The sequence below is a fragment of the Pleomorphomonas sp. T1.2MG-36 genome (assembly GCF_950100655.1).
Classification (GTDB): Bacteria; Pseudomonadota; Alphaproteobacteria; order Rhizobiales; family Pleomorphomonadaceae; genus Pleomorphomonas.
Map to the genome: position 1 here is coordinate 262,857 of NZ_CATNLY010000023.1, position 20,353 is coordinate 283,209.

The 20,353-nt window shown below is 63.6% G+C and carries 18 protein-coding genes, 2 tRNA genes and 1 pseudogene; 14 read left to right on the plus strand and 7 right to left on the minus strand.

Annotated features, from left to right (window positions below):
* Positions 1-430: 430 nt before the first annotated feature.
* Both QQZ18_RS12695 and QQZ18_RS12700 read right to left on the minus strand, forming a co-directional pair.
* The gene (locus tag QQZ18_RS12695; RefSeq protein WP_284541291.1) at positions 431-1,801 is read right to left on the minus strand and encodes a PleD family two-component system response regulator; all 1,371 of its coding nucleotides are present in this window, start codon (positions 1,799-1,801) and stop codon (positions 431-433) included.
* Positions 1,802-1,826: 25 nt separating this feature from the next.
* Complete coding sequence (locus QQZ18_RS12700) at positions 1,827-2,198, minus strand: response regulator (protein WP_101290899.1); 372 nt, start codon at positions 2,196-2,198, stop codon at positions 1,827-1,829.
* Between the two features lie 173 nt (positions 2,199-2,371).
* Here QQZ18_RS12700 and QQZ18_RS12705 point away from each other — a divergent pair, with 173 nt between their 5' ends.
* From QQZ18_RS12705 to QQZ18_RS23820, 3 genes are all read left to right on the plus strand, one after another.
* Positions 2,372-2,659 carry a DUF3572 domain-containing protein gene (locus QQZ18_RS12705; protein ID WP_284541292.1) on the plus strand — a complete coding sequence of 96 codons (288 nt, stop codon included), beginning with the start codon at positions 2,372-2,374 and terminating at the stop codon, positions 2,657-2,659.
* Between the two features lie 38 nt (positions 2,660-2,697).
* Positions 2,698-3,984 (plus strand): DNA polymerase IV, encoded by a 1,287-nt coding sequence (locus QQZ18_RS12710; RefSeq protein ID WP_284541293.1) that lies wholly within the window; start codon positions 2,698-2,700, stop codon positions 3,982-3,984.
* A 150-nt stretch (positions 3,985-4,134) separates the two neighbouring features.
* Positions 4,135-4,617, plus strand: coding sequence for a PilZ domain-containing protein (locus tag QQZ18_RS23820; RefSeq protein ID WP_446728657.1), 483 nt, complete (start codon positions 4,135-4,137; stop codon positions 4,615-4,617).
* Here QQZ18_RS23820 and QQZ18_RS12715 read toward each other — a convergent pair.
* Positions 4,547-4,993, minus strand: coding sequence for an Lrp/AsnC family transcriptional regulator (locus tag QQZ18_RS12715; RefSeq protein WP_284541294.1), 447 nt, complete (start codon positions 4,991-4,993; stop codon positions 4,547-4,549). The genes QQZ18_RS23820 and QQZ18_RS12715 overlap by 71 nt on opposite strands.
* A 129-nt stretch (positions 4,994-5,122) precedes the next feature.
* Between QQZ18_RS12715 and rocF the strand changes: the two genes are divergently transcribed.
* Together rocF and QQZ18_RS12725 are read left to right on the plus strand one after the other, a co-directional pair.
* Complete coding sequence (gene rocF, locus QQZ18_RS12720; protein ID WP_284541295.1) at positions 5,123-6,049, plus strand: arginase; 927 nt, start codon at positions 5,123-5,125, stop codon at positions 6,047-6,049.
* Positions 6,046-7,101, plus strand: coding sequence for an ornithine cyclodeaminase (locus QQZ18_RS12725; RefSeq protein ID WP_284541296.1), 1,056 nt, complete (start codon positions 6,046-6,048; stop codon positions 7,099-7,101). The genes rocF and QQZ18_RS12725 overlap by 4 nt, the downstream gene beginning before the upstream one ends.
* Here the strand turns inward: QQZ18_RS12725 and QQZ18_RS12730 are convergent.
* Positions 7,094-7,582, minus strand: coding sequence for a hypothetical protein (locus QQZ18_RS12730; RefSeq protein ID WP_284541297.1), 489 nt, complete (start codon positions 7,580-7,582; stop codon positions 7,094-7,096). The two genes, QQZ18_RS12725 and QQZ18_RS12730, sit on opposite strands and share 8 nt — an antisense overlap.
* A gap of 569 nt (positions 7,583-8,151) precedes the next feature.
* Between QQZ18_RS12730 and QQZ18_RS12735 the strand changes: the two genes are divergently transcribed.
* The 4 genes from QQZ18_RS12735 to QQZ18_RS12750 all read left to right on the plus strand — a co-directional run bounded on the left by QQZ18_RS12735 (position 8,152) and on the right by QQZ18_RS12750 (position 11,242).
* The gene (locus tag QQZ18_RS12735; RefSeq protein WP_284541298.1) at positions 8,152-9,858 is read left to right on the plus strand and encodes a methyl-accepting chemotaxis protein; all 1,707 of its coding nucleotides are present in this window, start codon (positions 8,152-8,154) and stop codon (positions 9,856-9,858) included.
* A 114-nt stretch (positions 9,859-9,972) separates the two neighbouring features.
* Positions 9,973-10,049, plus strand: a tRNA-His gene (locus QQZ18_RS12740).
* A 601-nt stretch (positions 10,050-10,650) separates the two neighbouring features.
* The gene (locus QQZ18_RS12745) at positions 10,651-10,980 is read left to right on the plus strand and encodes a hypothetical protein (RefSeq protein ID WP_284541299.1); all 330 of its coding nucleotides are present in this window, start codon (positions 10,651-10,653) and stop codon (positions 10,978-10,980) included.
* Between the two features lie 185 nt (positions 10,981-11,165).
* A tRNA-Arg gene (locus QQZ18_RS12750) sits at positions 11,166-11,242 on the plus strand.
* A gap of 42 nt (positions 11,243-11,284) precedes the next feature.
* Here the strand turns inward: QQZ18_RS12750 and QQZ18_RS23825 are convergent.
* Positions 11,285-11,475, minus strand: a pseudogene (locus QQZ18_RS23825) (IS481 family transposase); the annotation flags it as partial.
* Positions 11,476-11,555: 80 nt separating this feature from the next.
* Complete coding sequence (locus QQZ18_RS12755; RefSeq protein ID WP_284541300.1) at positions 11,556-12,623, minus strand: DUF3419 family protein; 1,068 nt, start codon at positions 12,621-12,623, stop codon at positions 11,556-11,558.
* Between the two features lie 604 nt (positions 12,624-13,227).
* Here QQZ18_RS12755 and QQZ18_RS12760 point away from each other — a divergent pair.
* The 5 genes from QQZ18_RS12760 (at position 13,228) to QQZ18_RS12780 (ending at position 18,643) form a co-directional block, all read left to right on the plus strand.
* Positions 13,228-14,226, plus strand: coding sequence for a 3-oxoacyl-[acyl-carrier-protein] synthase III C-terminal domain-containing protein (locus QQZ18_RS12760; protein ID WP_284541301.1), 999 nt, complete (start codon positions 13,228-13,230; stop codon positions 14,224-14,226).
* 7 nt (positions 14,227-14,233) lie between these two features.
* Complete coding sequence (locus QQZ18_RS12765) at positions 14,234-15,217, plus strand: NAD-dependent epimerase/dehydratase family protein (protein WP_284541302.1); 984 nt, start codon at positions 14,234-14,236, stop codon at positions 15,215-15,217.
* A complete protein-coding gene (locus QQZ18_RS12770) occupies positions 15,214-16,041 on the plus strand; it encodes an MBL fold metallo-hydrolase (RefSeq protein ID WP_284541303.1) in 828 nt (275 codons plus the stop codon). The genes QQZ18_RS12765 and QQZ18_RS12770 overlap by 4 nt, the downstream gene beginning before the upstream one ends.
* On the plus strand, positions 16,038-17,327 hold the full coding sequence (locus tag QQZ18_RS12775; RefSeq protein ID WP_284541304.1) for a F390 synthetase-related protein: 1,290 nt from the start codon (positions 16,038-16,040) through the stop codon (positions 17,325-17,327). The genes QQZ18_RS12770 and QQZ18_RS12775 overlap by 4 nt, the downstream gene beginning before the upstream one ends.
* A 404-nt stretch (positions 17,328-17,731) precedes the next feature.
* Complete coding sequence (locus QQZ18_RS12780) at positions 17,732-18,643, plus strand: LysR substrate-binding domain-containing protein (protein ID WP_284541305.1); 912 nt, start codon at positions 17,732-17,734, stop codon at positions 18,641-18,643.
* 108 nt (positions 18,644-18,751) lie between these two features.
* On the opposite strand, the gene QQZ18_RS12785 is transcribed toward QQZ18_RS12780, so the two are convergent.
* On the minus strand, positions 18,752-20,353 hold the full coding sequence (locus QQZ18_RS12785; RefSeq protein ID WP_284541306.1) for a regulator: 1,602 nt from the start codon (positions 20,351-20,353) through the stop codon (positions 18,752-18,754).

Genomic DNA, 20,353 nt, shown 5'->3' on the forward strand with positions numbered 1-20,353 from the left:
AAAGGCAAGAGTGGTGGATCGATGCCGGGTCAACGAGGAGGCCACTCTCGCCGGCATCGATCGACCGACCCGACAAGACCAGGAGATGCGGCGGACCTGGCTTTACCGGGTTGTAGTTGGAAAGCAATTGTATTCTTTCCAAAATTTCTAGACTATCAACAATCTTGTTCTAACGTTTTAACGAGTTATTTACAACAATATCCTTGCTCCCCACTGCGCCGAAGTAAGTTAATCATGAACAGGTAACCTTAATTGCTTCCTCGAAGGCCTTTGTGAGACGCACGCGCAGGTAAGCCCCAACTCACCCGAAGGCGACATCGGAACTATGCATGCTATTGATTTCCAACGGACGTATCGGGCCGAGGCGTCGCCGACTCCCATGTCGGGCACAGCGGCGGGCGACGAGGCGAAAGGACGGGATGGCGTGCGGTCAGGCGGCGGCGAGAACGACGCGGTTCCGCCCTTCCGCCTTGGCGCGGTAGAGGGCGTTGTCAGCGCGTTTCAGCAGAGATTCCGGCGTGTCGCCATCATGCAGAATGTAGGCGGCCCCGACGGAAATGGTCACGTCGACGAACTCCGCGCCACCATGGATGGCGAAGGGATCGCGGGCAATCTTGGTGCGCAGCCGCTCGGCGACGATGGAGGCGATGCCGTAGTCGGTTTCCGGCATGACGATCACGAACTCCTCGCCGCCGAAACGGCAAGGCAGATCGAGGGCGCGCAGGTTGCGCCGGATACGGGTGGCAAACTCCCGGAGGATCTCGTCACCGGCGTCGTGGCCGTGGGTGTCGTTGACCCTCTTGAAGTAGTCGATGTCGATGATCAGCACCGACAGATCGCCCTTCTTCTCGGTGGCGCGCTCGACGAGCGCGGCGAGATGCGAATCCAGGTAGCGGCGGTTGTAAAGGCCGGTCAGCGCATCGGTGATGGCAAGTTCCATCGTCTGCAGCACGCTGGCGCGCAGCCGGTCCGTGTAGCGCTTGCGGCGAATTTGAGTGCGGCAGCGGGCAGTCAGCTCCTGGGCGTCCACCGGCCGCATCAGATAGTCGTTGATGCCGAGCTCGAGGCCGCGCGTCAGCCGGTTGCCCTCGTCGGGGTCGGCGATCAGGAGGATCGGCAACAGGCGCGTCCGATCGAGCGATCGCAACTGCGAGCAAAGGCGAAGCGCATCGTAGTCGTCGAGCCCCATCGAGATCATCGCCAAGTCGTAGTCGCCCTCGGCGGCACGGAACACAGCTTCCTGCGGGTTGGTCTCGATATCGACGGCCATTTCGCTCGATAGCGCCTGAGCGATCCGCACATAGGCCGAACGGCGATCCTCGACCAGCAGCACGCGGCCGGGCGCGCGCGCCGTGAGATCGGCATAGGTCATCGCCCGGTCGAAGGCGACGGACCCCTGGTTGGCCCTGAGATCGAGTTCGTCGGTAAGCTGCTTCAGGCGGACAAGGCTTTTGACACGCGTGACGAGCTGGGTGTCGGAAACCGGCTTGGTGAGAAAGTCGTCGGCGCCGGCCTCGAGGCCATGGACGCGGTCGGCGGGTTGGTCAAGCGCAGTGACCATGATCACCGGCAGTTGGGTCGTCTTCGGGTTGGCACGAATGCGGCGACAGACTTCGAAGCCATCCATGCCCGGCATCATGACGTCGAGCAGAACGATGTCATAGGTGGCGTTGTCGAGCATCGCCAGCGCCTCGGCGCCCGAGGTGGCGGTGTGGACATCGAAATATTCGGCAGTGAGGCGAGCCTCCATGAGGCGCACATTGACCAATATATCGTCGACAACAAGAATACGCGCTGTCATCACACACTTCCGTTCCGACCGGCGCTTACTGGTCGCCGATATACGTCCGCACCGTCTCGATGAACTTTGAAACCGAAATCGGCTTGGAAATATAAGCCTCGCAGCCGCCTTGGCGAATGCGTTCCTCGTCGCCCTTCATGGCAAAGGCGGTGACCGCCACCACCGGGATCGAGCGCAACTCGTCATCTTCCTTCAGCCACTTGGTGACCTCCAACCCCGACACTTCCGGGAGCTGGATGTCCATGAGAATGAGGTCCGGCCGGTGGGTGCGCACCAGATCCAGGGCTTCGATCCCATTGCGTGTTTGAATCGTGCGATAACCATGCGCTTCCAGGAGATCGTGGAAGAGCTTCATGTTGAGCTCGTTGTCCTCGACGATGAGAACTGTCTTGGCCATTCGACTCTCTTTCCGCCTCGCGCACCGATTTTACCGGGTGCTTGGCGGGTTTCGCTCCAGCGCACTCGGCTCGTACGCAGGAACGCCTTCCGGTGGGGATAGGTTGCCACACTGATTCCAGTATAACAAATATAGTACGGATTCCTTTAGCAATCCCAAACGGTGGACCAAACATGCCCATTGGCAAAAGGCTTAGCGTCGACGAGGCGGAAGGGTTGGCCATTTCCGCCCTCGCCTACCTTGCAGGAAATCCGGATGCGCTTGGCCGCTTCCTGTCACTTTCGGGCATAGGACCGGCGGATCTTCGGACGGCGGCGCGCGAGCCCGGCTTCCTGGCCGGGGTGCTGGAGTTCTTTCTTGCCGACGAATCGTTGCTGCTATCCTTCGTCGAAGAGGTGCAGATAAGGCCGACCATGATCGCGGTGGCCCGCCATGCCCTGGTCGGCGACAGCGAGTTCTGATCGGCCGGCGGAGAGCGGAGGGCCGGCGGGAGGGAAACATGTCCGAGGCGTCGATTGGCTTCTGCAAGGATTGCCTCGCCCCGGCGCCGGCAGAAGGGCGCCGCTGTCCGGCCTGCGGCGGTCCTCGCCTTCTCCGTCACCCCGAGCTTCACCGCCTCGTCATCGCCCATGTCGATTGCGACGCCTTTTATGCCTCCGTTGAAAAGCGCGATGACCCTTCGCTCGCCAGCAAGCCGCTGATCATCGGCGGCGGCAAGCGCGGCGTCGTGTCGACGGCCTGCTACATTGCCCGCATCAGCGGCGTGCGCTCGGCCATGCCGATGTTCAAGGCCTTGCAGCTTTGCCCCGATGCGGTGGTGATTCGGCCCAACATGGAGAAGTACGCGCGCGTCGGCCGGGAGATTCGGCGGCGGATGCTCGAGCTGACGCCACTCGTCGAGCCGCTGTCCATCGACGAAGCCTTTCTCGACTTGTCGGGCACGGAGAAGCTGCATCGCGCCAGCCCGGCGCTGGTGCTGGCCCGCTTTGCCAGGGAGGTGGAGCGCGAGGTGGGCATCACCGTTTCGGTCGGGCTCGCCGCCAACAAGTTTCTCGCCAAGATCGCTTCCGATCTCGACAAGCCCAGGGGCTTTTCGGTGATCGGGCAGACGGAGGCCGCAGCCTTTCTGGCGCCGCGACCGGTCACGACGATCTGGGGTGTCGGCCGCGCGTTCTCCGAGCGCCTTGCCGCCGACGGCTTCCGGACGGTAGGCGATTTGCAGACGGCCGATCCGGCCCGGCTTGCCAGCCGCTACGGCGCGCTCGGCCTCAGGATCGTCAAGCTGTCGCATGGCGAGGACAACCGGCACGTCGTTCCCAACTCGAAGCGCAAAAGCGTCGGTTCGGAGGTGACGTTCTTCGAAGATCTGGCCGACGTCCGCGACCTCCGGCCGATCCTGCGCGAACAGGCGGAGCGCGTGTCCTTCGGACTCAAGCACGAAGACATCGCCGGCTCCTCGGTCACGCTGAAGCTCAAGACCGCCGACTTCAAGCTGAGGACCAGAACCAGACGCCTTGCCGACCCGACCCAGCTCGCCGACCGCATCTTCGCAGCCGCCGACGCGCTCCTTGCGGAGGAAGCGCATGGCCAGAAGTATCGTCTCCTGGGCGTCGCGGTGGCCGACCTATGCGAAAGCCGCTTCGCCGACCCGGCCGATCTCGTCGACCAGAAGGCAATGCGCAAGGCGGCGGCCGAACGGGCGATGGACGAGGTCAGGCAGAAGTTCGGCAAGCGGGCGCTCGAAACCGGACTGGTCTTCGACAATCATCGCCGTAACAAGGAGTGAACAAACACTCCGCAGGACCTGGCAGCGTTCATTAATCACATCAACCGCTTACTGTTCATTAAGATCGATTTTCATCAACTTGTCGCATTCGTTGAACACAACCCGGGAATGTGGCATCACCTGTGAAAATCATCATAAAGCCATTTCTTGATGCTCAGGCCGTCCGCCCACGATCCCGCGCTGTCCGATCTGCTCCACCGTCTGCGCCATCCCGCGGTGCGCAGCTTTGACGGGCGCCGCGAACCGCGTCAGGCGTGCAACCGCGTCGCCGCCCTCAATCGCGAGGGATTGTCGACGCCGATCGGCTGCGTTATCGAGGATCTCAGCCCTTCCGGCTGCCGCCTGCGTCTGACGGCGCGCGCGCATTTCGCTCCCGACGACCTCGTAAGCTTGTTCATTCCCAGTTGCCGCCGCGTGTTCACGGGCCGGGCCGTCTGGCAGAGAGGCGACGAGATCGGCGTCATGCTCGACGCCAGTCAGGACATCGGCCGGCCGCAGCTTGACAGTTGGACCACGGACGTCGTGATCGCGGTCGGCGGACCGCCCTCCAATTGTCGTGGTGTCAGCCCCGGCTCAGGCGGGCGCGCGTCGTGCGTGGCGTCGTCAAGAGCAGGCTGGTGTCGGACCCGGTAATGCCGGGCAACAGGCGGATGCGACGCAGCACGGTATCGAAGTCCGTGAGCGTCGCGGCACCCAACTCGACCACGAGATCCCAGCGGCCGTTGGTAGTGTGGATTGCCGCCACCTCGGGAAAGCCCCCGAGCTGACGGATGACCTTGTCCAGTACGTGCCCCTCGATCTCGATCATCATGATCGCCCGAACCGGCACCTCGATGGCGTCGTTGCGCAGGATCACCGTGTAGCCGAGGATGTCCCCATCGCGTTCGAGCCGCTCCATGCGGGCGCGCACGGTGGCACGCGATACCCCCAGCTCAACTGCGAGATCGGACACCGAGCGGCGCCCCTCGTGACGCAGGAGAGTGACCAGTTGCTGATCGAGCCGATCCATGGATTTGCCGTTTTGAGCAATGAAACTGCCATTTTGATAAGCCGATCCGGTTAACTTGCCAATCCCCCCTGTTCACTTCGCCAGCCGTCGATGGCCAGATGCCGCGACCCAACAGCGAAGGACGACAGCATGAAGGTGAGGCTTCTGGGCATTCCGGTCGAGGACGGTGCCGGCCGCATGGGGTGCGAGATGGGACCGAGCGCCTATCGCACCGCCGGCATCGTCGAAGCGATCGCCGAACTCGGCCACGAGGTCGAGGATCTCGGCAACGTCGCCCGCGGTCCTCTGCCGGCCGTCAAGCCCCCCTATCCTCACCTTCGTCGCCTGCCCGAGATCGCCGCCTGGATCGGCGCCGTCACCGAAGCCGCCTATGAAGCCAGCGACGGCGCCCTGCCGGTGTTCCTCGGCGGCGACCACGCGCTCGCCGCCGGCACGGTGCCCGGCATCGCCCGGCGAGCGGCGGAAGACGGCCTTCCCCTCTTCGTGCTTTGGCTCGACGCCCACACCGACTTTCACACGCTCGATACGACCCAGAGCGGCAATCTTCACGGCACGCCGGTCGCCTATTTCACGGGCGCGGATGGATTTCACGACTGCTACCCACCGCTCGCCCATCCGGTGCCACCGGGCAACGTGACGATGGTCGGCATCCGCTCGGTCGACCCAGCCGAACGACGGGCGCTCGGAGGCTCCGGCGTGACCGTCCACGATATGCGCGCCCTCGACGAGCATGGCGTCGGCGCGCTGGTATGGCGCTTCCTGGAGCGTGTCGCTGCGGCAAGCGGCCGCCTGCATGTGAGCCTCGACGTCGATTTCCTCGACCCGTCGATCGCCCCCGGCGTCGGCACCACCGCGCCGGGCGGCGCCACGTTCCGCGAGGCGCATCTCATCATGGAGATGCTGCACGACAGCGGTCTCGTTTCCTCGATCGACCTCGTCGAGCTCAATCCGTTCCTCGACGAGCGCGGCCGGACCGCCACGCTGATGGTCGACCTTCTTTCCAGCCTGATGGGCCGCACCGTCATGGATCGCCCGACCCGGAGCTTTGCCGCATGAACGCCATTTCCCCGCTCGCCATCGTTCCCTTCGTCTCGGTCGACAACATGATGCGGCTGGTGCTCAGCGTCGGCGTCGAGCGTTTCCTCGTCGAGCTCTCCAACTACATCGAGGAAGACTTTCGGCGCTGGCCGACCTTCGACAAGACGCCGCGCGTCGCCTCCCACTCGGTCGATGGCGTCATCGAACTGATGCCCACGTCGGACGGGACGCTTTACGGCTTCAAATACGTCAACGGCCACCCGAAGAACATGCGTGAGGGCAAGCAGACGGTGACGGCATTTGGCGTGTTGGCCGACGTCGGCTCGGGCTATCCGATGCTGCTCTCGGAGATGACGCTGCTGACGGCGCTCAGGACCGGCGCAACCTCGGCGATGGCAGCGAGGCGCCTGGCCCCGCAGGGAGCCAGCACCATGGCCATCATCGGCAATGGCGCGCAGTCCGAGTTTCAGGCTCTAGCCTTCGGGGCCATACTCGGCATCCGAAATCTGCGCCTTTTCGACATCGATCCGGAGGCCACCGAGAAGTGTCGGCGCAACCTCGCCCCGCTCGGCTTCTCCATCACCCCCTGCCGCACCGGCCAGGAAGCCGTCGAGGGAGCCGATGTCATCACGACCGTGACGGCCGACAAGCAATACGCCACCATCCTGACCGACAACATGGTCGGCTCGGGCGTCCACATCAACGCTGTCGGCGGCGACTGTCCCGGCAAGACGGAGCTTCACCGCGGCATCCTGAAGCGATCGTCGATTTTCGTGGAGTATGCGCCCCAGACGCGCATCGAAGGCGAGATCCAGCAGCTTCCGGCCGATCACCCCGTTACCGAGTTCTGGGAAGTGCTCGCCGGCGTGGCGCCGGGCCGCACGTCGCCCGGCGAGGTGACGCTGTTCGATTCGGTCGGATTCGCCATCGAGGACTTTTCGGCGCTGCGCTACGTGCGCGACAAGCTCGCCGGCACATCCTTCTATCAGGAGCTCGACCTGCTCGCCGACCCGGACGAACCGCGCGACCTGTTCGGAATGCTGGTGCGCGCCAAACCTCTGGCTACTTGAGGTGATCCTGGAGAGCCTGGAAGCGAACGGCCAGTTCGCTCTTGCCGCTCGAGCCGCTTGCAGACTTGACGGGCAGCGAATAGCCGGGAACCTCGATACCCTGTTCGAGCATTTCCTGGACGGTTATCGTCCCGGCATCGACGATTTCGCCGGTGCTCGTGTTGGTGATGTAGTGCCGATAGGTGCTGCTGCCGACCTTCCAATAGGAATGGGTTTTCTTGGCCTCAAGGTCGGCCATGCTTGGCGGCGGGCGGGTTCCCGGATCTGACGAAGCAACGGGAAACGGTTTCACGTAGACCCAGATGGCCAAGAGGATCGAGGCAACCAACACCGCCAGGAAGCCGGCTATGAGAAACGACCTTGCGTCCTGATGGCTTCCGGTGCGGCGCCGACGAGCGGCCGTGCTTCCGGCCTTCCCAGCCTTCTTTCTGGCGGGGCTGCCAATGGACATGTTCTGCGAGGCGACTACTCGTGACGGCATGTTCCGCCTCCCTCAGCGCGCGGCGTTCTTCCTCCAACCATCGAACCAAACTCTGCCAGCCATGGCAGTTCTGCGGGGCCCCAACAACTGGCCTACCCGCATGATGCAACAGATAAGCGCGGAAAACGTTTATTTCCCTTACTGGGCGAGTTCGTCGGTCAAGAAAGAAAAAATAGCGTTAACAAACGGTTAAATCTACATAACCCGTCGTTTCCCCCAACAAGGCCCGGCGGAACGAAGATGGCGAGAGCCGGAACTCCAACTCTTTGTGAAGGCAAAACCTTTCGCGAGACTTGCGGCTCAACGGGTTCGCTCGGCCGATCATCCATACTGGCCTTGCCGAGAGAGAATGAAACCGTCGACGCGACTCAACGGCAACCATGTCTTCTGGAAAGCCTATCGTTTGCCAGGACCGGTGTTTTGACACGGTCGATACACAACAAGAGCAGACTGAAAGTCCAGATTAATGCTGAGATTGGAGAGGACGTAAGAAACTGCAGCCTTAAGTCCCGGTTCACCATTGCCGGTGCAATCATTTCGACAATGGATTTTTACTGAAGATGCGGAAAATGTTTCTCAATCGAGTCAAGTTGTGGAAGGTGATCGGCGCAGCCGTAGCGATATTCATTACGCTGACGGTGTGCTTGCTGCTATCCGTCGTCTACACGACGCTATCGGCCGATGCCGCGCGCCAAGCGCTCGAAAAGCAAACGATTGCCATCCGAACGGGCGCCCTTCTGATGCAGAAGGATATCGCCGATACGACGATCGCATGGTCGGGGGATGCCGTCGATCATATCGAGATGCCCGCCATTCCGCCTTTCCAGAACCACGATCTCATTGACAATCTCACGCGCACCGCAGGCGCCGCCGCCACTGTCTTTGCTTACGATGCCGCCAAGGATGACTTCACGCGCGTGACGACATCGATCAAGAAGACCGATGGAAGCCGCGCTGTGGGGACCGACCTCGGAAAGACCTCGCCGGCCTACGCGGCCATCAAGGCGGGGCGGACCTATACGGGGGAGGCCGCCATCCTCGGGGCACCCTATCTCACCATCTACACGCCGATCAAGAATGGGGCGGGTCAGGTGATCGGCATATTGTTCGCCGGCATTCCGGAAGCCACCGTCGCCGCCACGAAGGATGGGCTGGTCCTGAAGGTGTCGTTGCTCGGCTTGTTGCTGGCGGCACTGATGTCCGTCGCCGCATCCTGGCTGGTGGCGCGTCTTATCCACCCCGTGACCCATCTCTCCGGCCTGATGGAGCGCATCTCCCGCGACGATCTCGCCGATGAGATTCCCTACGCCGCCCACGGCAACGAGGTGGGAACCATCGCCCGCGCCGTCGTCATCCTCAAGAACAGCGCCCTCTCCCGCATCGCACTGGAGAAAGACAAAAGCTCGGAAGCGGCCGAGCGGGCCGCGCGGCAGGAGCGCGTCGAGAGGCTGATCGACGATTTCCGCTCATCCACCCGGACGGCGCTCGGCGCAGTGAACACGACTGTCGAGGACCTGCTCGCGGCGGCCGGTTCGCTGGGCGCCGGCGCGGTACGGACCGTGCAGGACGCGGGCGCCGCCTCCAATGCCTCGTGCGATGCGACCGACAACGTGCAGGCCGTCGCGTCGGCGACCGAGGAGCTTGCGGCATCGATCGGCGAGATTTCCGGCCAGATACAGCGCACCGGCGTCATCGTCGCAGAGGCGGCGCGCGGAACCCGCGACGCCGACACCAAGATCAACCGGCTTGCTGCCGGTGCGACCAAGATCGGTGAGGTGGTCACGCTGATCAAGGCGATCGCCGAACAGACCAATCTTCTGGCTCTCAATGCAACCATCGAGGCCGCACGCGCCGGTGAAGCAGGCAAGGGATTCGCCGTCGTCGCCTCCGAAGTGAAGAACTTGGCCGGGCAGACCGCCAAGGCGACCGAGGAAATCGCGGCACAGGTCGACAACATCCAGGAAGCCACTGCCGACGCCGTGGAGGCCATACAGGCCATCAGCGCCACCATGCAGGAGGTCGACCGCTATACCGGCGCCATTGCCGCTGCGGTCGAGGAGCAGGGAGCCGCCACCGACGACATCAGTCGTTCGGTCAACGCCGCGGCCGCCGGTTCGCAGAGGGTGGCGACCAACGTCGGCGCCGTTCTGACCACCGCTCGCGAGACCGAAACCGCTGCGCAGAAGCTCGATCGGGACTCGCGGGAAGTGGCCGACGAGGCGGATCAGCTGCGCTCGACCATCGATGCATTCCTCGGCGCCGTCGTCGCCGCCTGACGTCCTGGGCCCGCTTCCGCCTGTTCTCCTCAGGCGGAAGCCACGACCGCAAAAAAGTGGCCGGCGGGGGCTTGCATTGCCGGAACGATCCAACTAGGTTCCGCGCCGTCATGTGCAGCTGTAGCTCAGTTGGCTAGAGCGTCGGATTGTGGCTCCGAAGGTCGCTGGTTCAAGCCCAGCCAGCTGTACCATTTCCCCCCTAAAGATGACTGTCCGCCAACGTTGACGGCGACCGAGTCGTTCTTGCGCTCGTCGAGGCGATCGGATGGCTTTATCGCCTGGCGACATTGATGGTGACATCGTGGCCCCCGTTGCCCGTTACCTCCGTACGCTCATAGGACCTGCGGGCCTGATGCCGGAAAACACCCACTGTCTGGAGCCAAAAGCTGGCAAGCGCCTTGCCGTGCGATGGGCGCCCACAAAGCGCCTCATAGTCGCGGAACCATCCACCAAGAAAAGTGTATCCATAGGTGACGGCTCTCGTCGGCTTGCGTGCAGCTTCTAGCCCGAAAGTGGGCGCCAAATCGCGTTTTGGGCCGAATCCGGGCCTCAACTTCAAGGCCTATCACGCGAACGTGCTCACGGGTCGCGGTAAATTTCCCATCAGCACACGGACTTAACACGGGCTCGTGAAAACACTTCACGGAATCCGTCCTGTCCTATTGACCCCATGCACCCTTTTTCCGTGATCAAGCCGGTTCTATATCATATTCATCGAAGCGAGATGAATGACTGGGCTGGATAAGACATCCTCAAGACCTCCCGACGCTATCGAATACATGGAGTATGGAAATGAAAACCTTCGCTATCGCCGCCGTTGCTGTCGCCGCCATCGCCCTCCCGAGCCTTGCCTCGGCTGCCGAGCGCACCTACTTTGAGCCGTCCGACGGCACTTTCGTCGCCGGCACGCTGAACGCTCCCGCCGCCGCTAGCGAAGATGGCTCCCGTTACACCCAGACGATCTCGGTGTACGAGCCGGCCGATGATACCTTCACGACGGTCAAGGTTTCCGGCACGCCGGTTCTCGCCACGCATGACGCCGTCGCCGCCAAGGCCACCTCGGTCATTCGGTACTACGAGCCGGCCGATGACACCTTCGTCGAGGTTCCGGTCGGCAAGTGATCTCAAGTCACCCCTGGTTCTGAGAATGGCGCCGGATCCGTCCGGCGCCATTTTTGCATGCGGCGGCGGCGAAAACGGGCGGCGTTCACGGCGATGGGAGCCTCATCGTCCGCACGATTTTTCCTTTGCCTTGTCTGCGAACTCGGCTATACGAACCGTGTTTCGCGTCTCACGTTGACGCCTACGCACCCGTAGCTCAGCTGGATAGAGTGCTGCCCTCCGAAGGCAGAGGTCACAGGTTCGAATCCTGTCGGGTGCGCCACTCCCCTTTGCCCGGCCCTGAGAAAAGGGTGAGCGTCTGTACCTAAGACATGGGTGACAACCTCGTGCCGAGCGGGTTGTCGATAGTCTGTAGGGTTCTTCGTTCGAGACCGCTGTATCCGAGATCGCAGGTCATGAAGGTGACGAGCCCAGTGCCGTCATCGATCTCCGTTATGCCGAGTTTCAGTCTTGCGAGCGCGATGGAAGATTGATCTTCTTCCGGTAGAGGCTGACGTTGCTTCCGAAATGTATCCCGTTCAGAGCTCGTTCCGGCCTGTTGTGAAGCGCGATCTGCCTGCGCACCTCCATCGGCATCAAGCCTTTCCCGTAATGGTGCCGACACGGATCCGGTAGATGATCGCCTTGTCGGTTTCCGACAGGGCCTTGGACAGGGAGCGGTCTTCTTCTATTTCTGCGAACGGAAGCTCCATGTCGTTCATGAAGATGCGCTCGCAAAATTTCGCTCCTGGCGCGGCGGCGTCGAGGACGCCCTTCCAGCAGGAAGAGTACAAATCGGTTCCGCAATAGGAACCGAAATCAGATAGCGAGAAGCCGTCGATGGCGCCAACGTCGAGTTCGCCAAGATCGGCGAGGCCACCTTCGACGATCCGCAGCCGCGATAGCCTTTCGCGGATCCTCTGGTAGTTTTCCGGCCTGAGATGAACGGGAAGCGCGCCGTCCGCCTGATGAGCACCACGAAAAATCAGTATGGCGAAGTCGCTGTCGCGGAACAGAAAGGAACGAGATGCCCGCATGAAGTCGGATGCCAAACGTCTGGCGACATCCCGAGGCGGGGGAAGAAACGCGCCGCCGGGCTCCCGCACGACCCACCGCCAGATCCAGTCGCGGCCGATCAACTTGATGACGGCGCGCAGTCGGTTATCGCCGAACTTCTGCCCCCACAGACCGGCCTGCTCTTCGACGTCCGGTGCGGCGAGCAGGGCGTCGAGCGCCCTGCCGCGAAAGAGTCTGAGAAACCGAGCGTTCCAGCGCAGTAGCTTTTCCCACTTTCCGGCGTACCAGACACCCGCTTCAACGAGGGCGCGGCGGCGATCCCAATAGCCCCGCACGGCGGGAGAAAGGCAGTGGCGGAGCCGATCATACGCTGTGCCTCGGGTCGCACTTGGCGACACGCCGAGAAACGCCAGGAACTCGTCGCGCTCGAAGCTTTCGATGGCAGCGACCTTCAGCGCCAGCAGGGCGTTCTGCGCCGGATTCACGTCGAGTGCGACGATCTCCTCGGCATCGGACATCAGCAGATCCAGAGGCCTCGTACCCGAGCCGGTCAGGCACAGGATGCGCCCTGCCCCGGCAAGGGCGGCGAGTTCGGTTTCGCCGTCTTCGTTCGACGACGAGAAATTGAGATTCTGAAAGAAATCCATTGAATCTCCTATCGATCCGATTGTGCACGACGTCGGCGCAGACTGACCTGGCTGGCAAGGTCTCGCGCCGGGCCGCTGCGGTCAAGGAGAGCGGCACGAGTGGTTCACCTTGCTCGACCTCAATTTGAACGCCGTTCAAATGAGGATTGAACGACGTTCATGCCAATGCTATACAGAGTTTGAACGACGTTCACAACATAGGATCGTCCCATCATGAAGTCCGGATCGCCAAGCCTACCGGAGAGATGGCCTCCCCCGCCGTCGTCAACGCACCGGCCGCCGAACCCCGATCAAGATCCCGCGGCAACCGCCATGCCGCCGCCCCCCCACCGAGGAGACACATTCCGACGGTCGAATCCCTACCGCTTCCCGCCTCCGGCACGGTCGGATCCGCCGCCGTCGCCCGCGTGGTGCGGCACCGGCCGCTTGAAATCGTCGGTTCGTATCGGAGAATCGGTCTTTCCTGTTCTCCGGCTGACGATACGAGTGCATTGAAGCGACAACCGAGTGCCGGGCGGACAAATCGCGCGATGACCGGTCGTCAACCGATCGACTCGGATACCGGGGTCCCTCGCTTCGGGTGATCCTTTGGAGGACAAAGCCAATGACCGCGATCAGAGGCATGGCGATTCTGGGAACCGGCGCTGTTCTGCCACGCAGCAAGGTGACAGCCGCAGACGTCGATGCCCGCGCGGGCAAGCGGGCCGGATGGACGAAGCAGCGCATCGGCGTGATCGATCGCTATTTCTGCGAGGATGAAAGCCAGATCGACCTGGCAGTCGCTGCCGCGAACCAGGCCTTGGCCGCCGCCGGATGCCTCGCCGAGGAGATCGACGTGGTCGTCGCCGCCGCTGCCGTGCCCTATCAGCCGATCCCGGCGACGGCTCCGCTGATCCAGCGTCGGCTCGGCATCCCAGAGGGGCGATGCGCGGCCTTCGACGTCAATTCCACCTGCCTCAGCTTCGTGACCGCTCTCGACATGCTGGCCTCCCACATCGCCCTCGGACGGTATCGCCGGGGCCTGATCGTGTCGGCCGAAGTCGCCTCGCGCGGTCTGCCGTGGGACGAACGCCCCGAGGTCGCGGCGCTGTTCGGCGACGGCGCCGCCGCCGCCATCGTGGGGACGGGCGCAGGAAACCAGGGGATCGTCGCCGCGCGGCTGGAGACCTATCCTTCGGGTTACGAGGATTGCGAGCTTGCTGCTGGCGGCACGCGGTTCGACTTCAACCGTCAACGGGCGGAGTTTGCCCGTCATTCCTTGTTTCGCATGGACGGCAAGGCGCTGTTCCGCCGAACGCTGGAGCAGTTCGATGGCTTTCTCGATCGCCTGCTCGGCGAATGCGACTGGCACCGCGAGGATGTCAACGTCGTCGTCCCCCATCAGGCGAGCCCTGGAGCGCTGCATCATCTGATAAAGCGATGCGGTTTTCGCCAGGAGCAGATCATCGACATCATTGCCCGGCAGGGTAACCAGATCGCGGCGTCGTTGCCCTCGGCCCTTCATGAGGCTCGTATCGCCGGACATCTGCACTCGGGTGCGAAGGTTCTTCTTCTTGGAACGTCCGCCGGTATTTCCCTCGGCGGCCTTGCCCTGATCGCGTGAGGCGGACATGCGCGCCATCGTTACCGGAGCAACCGGATTTCTCGGATCGAGACTTGCCCTTCGGTTCAAGGCGGAGGGCTGGGAGGTTGCCGGCATCGGCCGCAATCCCGAACGTGGGCGGTGGCTGACCGAACGCGGCATCAGCTTCTTCCCCCTTGACCTGACCACACCCGGCGGCGGCGATGCCCTGCGTGCCTTCGGATCGGCCGATCTGTTCGTTCATGCCGGAGGGCTGTCGTCGGCTTTCGGCCGGCGTCGGGATTTTCTCTCCGCCAACGTCACCGGGACGCGCATGGCATTGGAGTTGGCCCGCCGCGCGAACGTCCGCCGTTTCATCTTCATCTCGTCACCGTCGGTATATGCCCGGTTTTGCGACCAGTTCGACCTTCCGGAAACGGCGCCGCTGCCACAACCGCTAACGCCCTATGCGGACAGCAAGGCAAGGGCCGAGACGATCGTCCTCGGCAACGCGGATCTGTCGCCGATCGTCTTGCGCCCCCGCGCCATGTACGGACCGGGCGACACGGCGCTTCTTCCCCGATTGCTCCGCGCCGCCCAAGGAGGAAGGCTGCCGCTTCTGCGCGGCGGCGAGGCGCTCACCAACCTGACCCATGTCGACGACGCGGTCGACGCGATCCTCGCCGCCGGCAGAGCCGGTCCGGAGGCCGGCGGAGAGATCTTCAACGTGGCCGGCAGCGAGGTCCTGCGGCTGACCGAAGTCGTCGAGCGCGTGGCCGAGCGCGTTGGCCTCGAGATTTCCTGGCGCCGCGTGCCATGGACCGTGGCGCTTGCGCTCGCCCGCCTGTTCGAAGCGCTGGCGCGGCTCACGCCCGGCATGCCCGAGCCCGCGGTGACCGTTCACGGGTTGACCGCTTTCGCCTTCAGCCAGACGCTCGACACGTCGAAGGCGCAGGCCCTCCTGGGGTTCGTCCCGCAAGTGCTGTTCAAGGACGGGCTGGAACGGACACTCGGCGCGGGGGAAAAGAGATGAATCGCCCGATCTTTCCGGTCAGCGCGACGGTCAGGGTCTGGAGGTGGCTGGTGCTTGCCGGTGGCGGCTGGCAGAGGCTCGACCTTGCCGTCCGCTACGGGATCTGGGCGCGCCCAGGAACAGCGCCGATCCTGGTCGATACCGGCTACGGAGGGCGCAGTTGCGTTTCGCCCGAACGATCGTTGCCGCTCAAGCTCTACGGCCGCGTCCTGCGCCCGCGCCTCAGTCCGGATGACCTGATGGCGGCGCGTCTCGCTCGGCTCGGCTTCACGCCCGGCGACGTGCGGCTCGCCATCGTCACCCATTTCCATGCCGATCATATCGACGGACTGAAGGACCTGCCAGCGGCGCATTTCCTGGTTTCGGCCGAGGCATGGCAGGAGGTGTCGCGTCTCGGCCGACTGGGTCGGCTCGGCTCCGGCATCTTCGACGAACTCATGCCGGCGGATTTCCGGTCTCGGATATCCTTCATCGAGGACCTGCCTCGACGAATCTTGCCGTTTGACCTCGGCGAGGGCCACGACGTCCTCGGCGACGGATCGTTGCTCGCGCTGCCGCTCACCGGACATGCGCCCGGCCATTTCGGCCTTCTCTGGCCAGACCTCGATCCGCCACTCCTCTATGGCGTCGACGCCCAATGGCTCTGGCAGGCCATCGCGGAAGACCGCGCGCCCTATCTCGCCACACGCCTCGTCGCCCATGACAGGACGACCTCGCTTGCGACCATGGCCCGCCTCCGCGCCTTCGCCGAGGCGGGCGGCGAGGTGGTTCTCTGCCACGATCCGTCGCCCAACCCCACCCGTTCTCCCAGGGGAAAAGCATGAAGGATCGAGGCTGGCCCATCGCACGACTGGTCCGCGCCTGGTGGCGAACCCGCCGACTGGCGTCCACGCTTCACACGCGCACCGACCTGGAACGCTGGCAGAACCGGCGGATCGCTCGATGGATGGCGGAGGCCCTGCCAGGCATACCCTTCTATTCCCGTTTCGACGTCCGCCAGCTGGAGGATCTCCCCGTCGTCGACAAATCGGTTCTGATGGCAGATTTCGGCGCCTTCAACCGCGCGGGCATCGACGGGGAAACCGGATGGCGCATCTTCGCCGGCGAGGAGCGGGCTCCGGCCGGCTTCCACGTCGGAGCCAGCACCGGCACCAGCGGCAACCGCGGACTTTACGTGATTTCCGACGCCGAGCGCTACGAATGGCTCGGCGTTCTGCTCGCCAAGGCTCTGCCGCGCTACCCTTTCGAAGGCGCCAGAATCGCCCTGGTTCTGCCGCAGGTCTCGGCCCTCTACGGCGCGACCAACCGCGCACCGCGCCTGTCTCTCCGCTTCTTCGATCTCAAGGCGGGCCTCGAAGCGCTCGCCCCGGCAATAGGCGACTGGAAGCCGGACATCCTGATCGCGCCGCCCAAGGTCCTGCGCTGGCTGGCCGAGCGCAGCCCGCCCGCCGGAATCAGGCGCCTGTTTTCCGGTGCCGAGGTGCTGGACACACCCGACCGAGCGATCATCGAGCGGGGCTTTGGGGTGCCTGTTCGCGAGATCTATATGGCCACCGAGGGGCTGCTTGGTGTCGCCTGCGAGCACGGGACCATCCATCTCGTCGAGGACGCCCTGCATTTCGAACTCGAACCCGTCGGCAGCGATGGACTGGTCTCTCCCGTCATCACCGACTTCACTCGCACCACTCAGATCATGGCGCGCTACCGGATGAACGATCTCCTGCGCCTGCGAAAGAGACCATGCCCTTGCGGTTCCCCCTTGCGCGCCCTCGCCGAGATCGTCGGGCGGGCGGACGACATCCTGTCGCTGCCGGCGATCGACGGCGACCGGCTTGTCGACGTCACTCCCGACATCCTGCGCAACGTCATCCTGGATTGCGATGGACGCATCACCGACTTCAGGCTGGTACAGGTCGGGCTCGACCGATTGACCCTTTCACTGCCCGAACCGATCTCGGATCTGGGTCCAGGGGTTTGCGGAGCAGTTGGACGGCTTTTCGCACGACTCGGCATCCAGGCTACGATAGAATTCAACGTCGGCCTCCCGGCCAATGGAATCGCCAAAATCCGGCGCGTCGAACGACGCTGGAGGGCAACTGGCGGAGCATGAAACGTCAAAGGATGCCAGGTCCGCTTGAAAGAGAAACCGTAGGCGGAGACTGTTTCATTCCTGCGGGCAGACGTGCACCAGCGCGACCGTGAGAAGAACGGTTCTGCGGTTGGGACATCGCGTTTCCAAGAGCACCTCGCGCACCACACAATGAACTTCGGAACGTCCGGCGCTGCGCGCTTGCTCGCGACGGCGGCGCCTGCAAGCGGTCGGTTCGAGGACACGATCCTCATCGGTTTCCGTGCGGCGGGATCAAGCCCGAGGCTACGGGCATACGTCAGATTCCGGGCAAGACGCCCAAAGGCTTGCCCTTCCGACGCCGCAGAGACAGGATGAGGGAAAGCCTTGGCTGCTGCGGGCCACCGTGAGCCGGCTCCTCCCCGTATCGACCGAGGCGCGTCTCCATGCTGTTCAGTGCCGATGAGCTCAACGCCTTCATTCTCACCGCGCGCTGCGGCTCGTTCGCGGGGGCGGCCCAACGGCTCAACAAGGTGCCGAATGCCGTAAGCTATACCATTCACAAGCTTGAGGATGCGGTCGGCGTGCCGCTGTTCGAGCGCCAGGGCAAACAGCTCCAGCCGACCGAAGCAGGAATCTATTTTCTGAAGCGCTCGGAGATGGTTCTCGAGGAACTGGTGGCCATGCGCGAGGCCACCCAGCGCATCGGCAAGGGCTTCGAGGCGGAGTTGCGACTTTCGGTCAACAACATCGTCAGTCTCAGGCCGTTGCTCCCGATCCTTGCCGAGAGCGAGCGTCTGTTTCCGCAAACGGAGATACGCCTCACAACGGACGTGCACAACGGCGTCTGGGACTCGCTGGTCAACAAACGCGCCGACATCGCCATCGGCGCTCCAAACGAGGTCGTCAGCGGCGCGGATATCGTTGCCCGCGAACAGGGCGAGGTGACCTGGGTGTTCGCCATCAGCCCCGATCACCCGATCGCGTCCGAGGAGGAGCCGATCGCCACCGAGCGGTTGCGGCCTTATCCGGCGATCTGCATTGCCGACACGTCGATCCGGCTCGAACCGAAGGTGGCCTGGCAACTGCACGGGCAGAAGGCGATGGTGGCGCCGGACTATCAGCACAAGATCCGCATGCATCTGGCAGGTATCGGCATAGGCTTCCTGCCCAGCCAGTTCGCAGCACCGTATCTTGCGACCGGTGAACTTGTCGGCAAGCAGGTGGAAAACCCAAAACCGCCGACGCCGATGTTCATTGCCTGGCACCGGGCCCGCGGCGGCCCCTGCCACGGCTGGTGGCTTGAGAAGCTGGCCGATCCGGCTCTTCGGGCCGCCATGATCGGCAGCCCGCAATAGGACGAGGCCCCGGCAAGGGCCACTCATGCGCAGCGGCGCCTTGGCATAGGTGAGCCGCCGGACCGGACAACGCCGAGCCGACGGCACATCTTCTTCAGGGAATGGTGGTCAGGCTTCTCCGCCTTCCTGGCCGGCAATCGGCGACCAGTCCCACTTTCCGTCCTCGCTTCTCTGGCGGACGGCGAGGACCGCCAGGACAACGGCCGTCAGGCCGTAACCGAGCGTCACCGTCGGGGAGGCGTTGAAGGCCATCTGTCCGCTATGGATCAGTCCGAAGAAGGACAGCACCGTTGCCGCCGCCGCGTAGACGCTGGCCCAGTTGAAGCGGCGATCGATGATGAAGGCGGCGATGGCTCCCATCAGAAGGCCAGCCAGCACGGCGCCGCCTCCAGTGATGGTCATCCCATGATAGAGCACGCCGTTCTGCTCCATGCCCGACACCACTTCGGGCGGCAGCGGACGAGCAACGGCTCCGGCAGCGGAAAGAGCACCATCCACCTGACTCTTGGCCCACTCGGCGATGTTCGGCACCAGGGCGAGGATGATGGCCGGAGCATGGCGCTTGGGCGTCACCTGGAAGGCCTGGGCACCGATGACGAGGCCGATGAACAGCAGGATCGGGACGATGGCGACCAGCGGGATCAGCGACAGCAGCAAGGCGGTCAGGCCGAGGAAGCACATCAGGGCGATGGAGACGCCGGTCGCCAGCGAGTAGCCGATGCGCCCACCCATCGCCTTCCAGCCGGGATGACCGATGTAGACGGCCGGCGGGAAGGGCGAGCCGAGCAGAGCGCCGACAATGGCGCCGAGGCCATCGGCGGTCAGAACGGCCCGGAGGTTGAAGTGATCGCCGCCGGCTGCCGCCGACTCGACGTTGTTGAGGATCTCCGTGAAGTTGAAGATGCCAAGCGGGATGGCCGTGACCAGAAGCGGCCAGACCATGGCCGACGGCACGGAGAACACGTCACCGCTGAAGCTCGGCAGATGGAGCGAGAAGTTGGACGTGGCGGCCATGACGGCGGCCGGTTGCATCAGATCACTCTGACCGAGAGCGACCGCGCCCCAACCGAGAGCGGAGCCGACCAGCACGACCGCGAGACCGCCGGGAATTCCGAACGGCAGGCGGACACCGCCGACCCAGTTGAGCAGGATGATGGCGAAGCAGACAAGGCCGATCCAGGCGCCCTCGAACATCTGGTAGGCCGGTCGCATGGCGATGAAGGCGATGGCGATGCCGGCCAATGTGCCGAGCATGGCGGCGCGCGGCGTATACTTGCGGATGGCCGGGCCGACAAACACGCCGGCAAGCACGATGATGCCGACGATCATCGCCCAGATGAGGCCAAGCTTCCAGGCCAGCATCCAGTCCTTGCTGACGAGATAGGCCGGCAGCATCACGACGAAGACGACGATGAACATATGTGGCACGCTCGGCCCGTAGGGCAGAGCCGTGACGGTGTCACGCCCCTCGCGGCGAGCGAGACGGTAGGCGAGCCAGGCATAGAAAAGATTGCCGAGCGGCAGCGCGATGCCGAGCGCCGGCAGGATGCGGCCGTAAACCGTCTCGGCCGGGATCTGGGCGACGTAGAGGGATAGACCGGACAGCACCAGCACGTTCAGCAGCACGTTGGTGAACAATCCGAAGAAGGCATTCAAGTCGCCGTCGACCCACAGTTTCGGGGTGAAGGCAGTGGACTTCAAGGCAGTCAT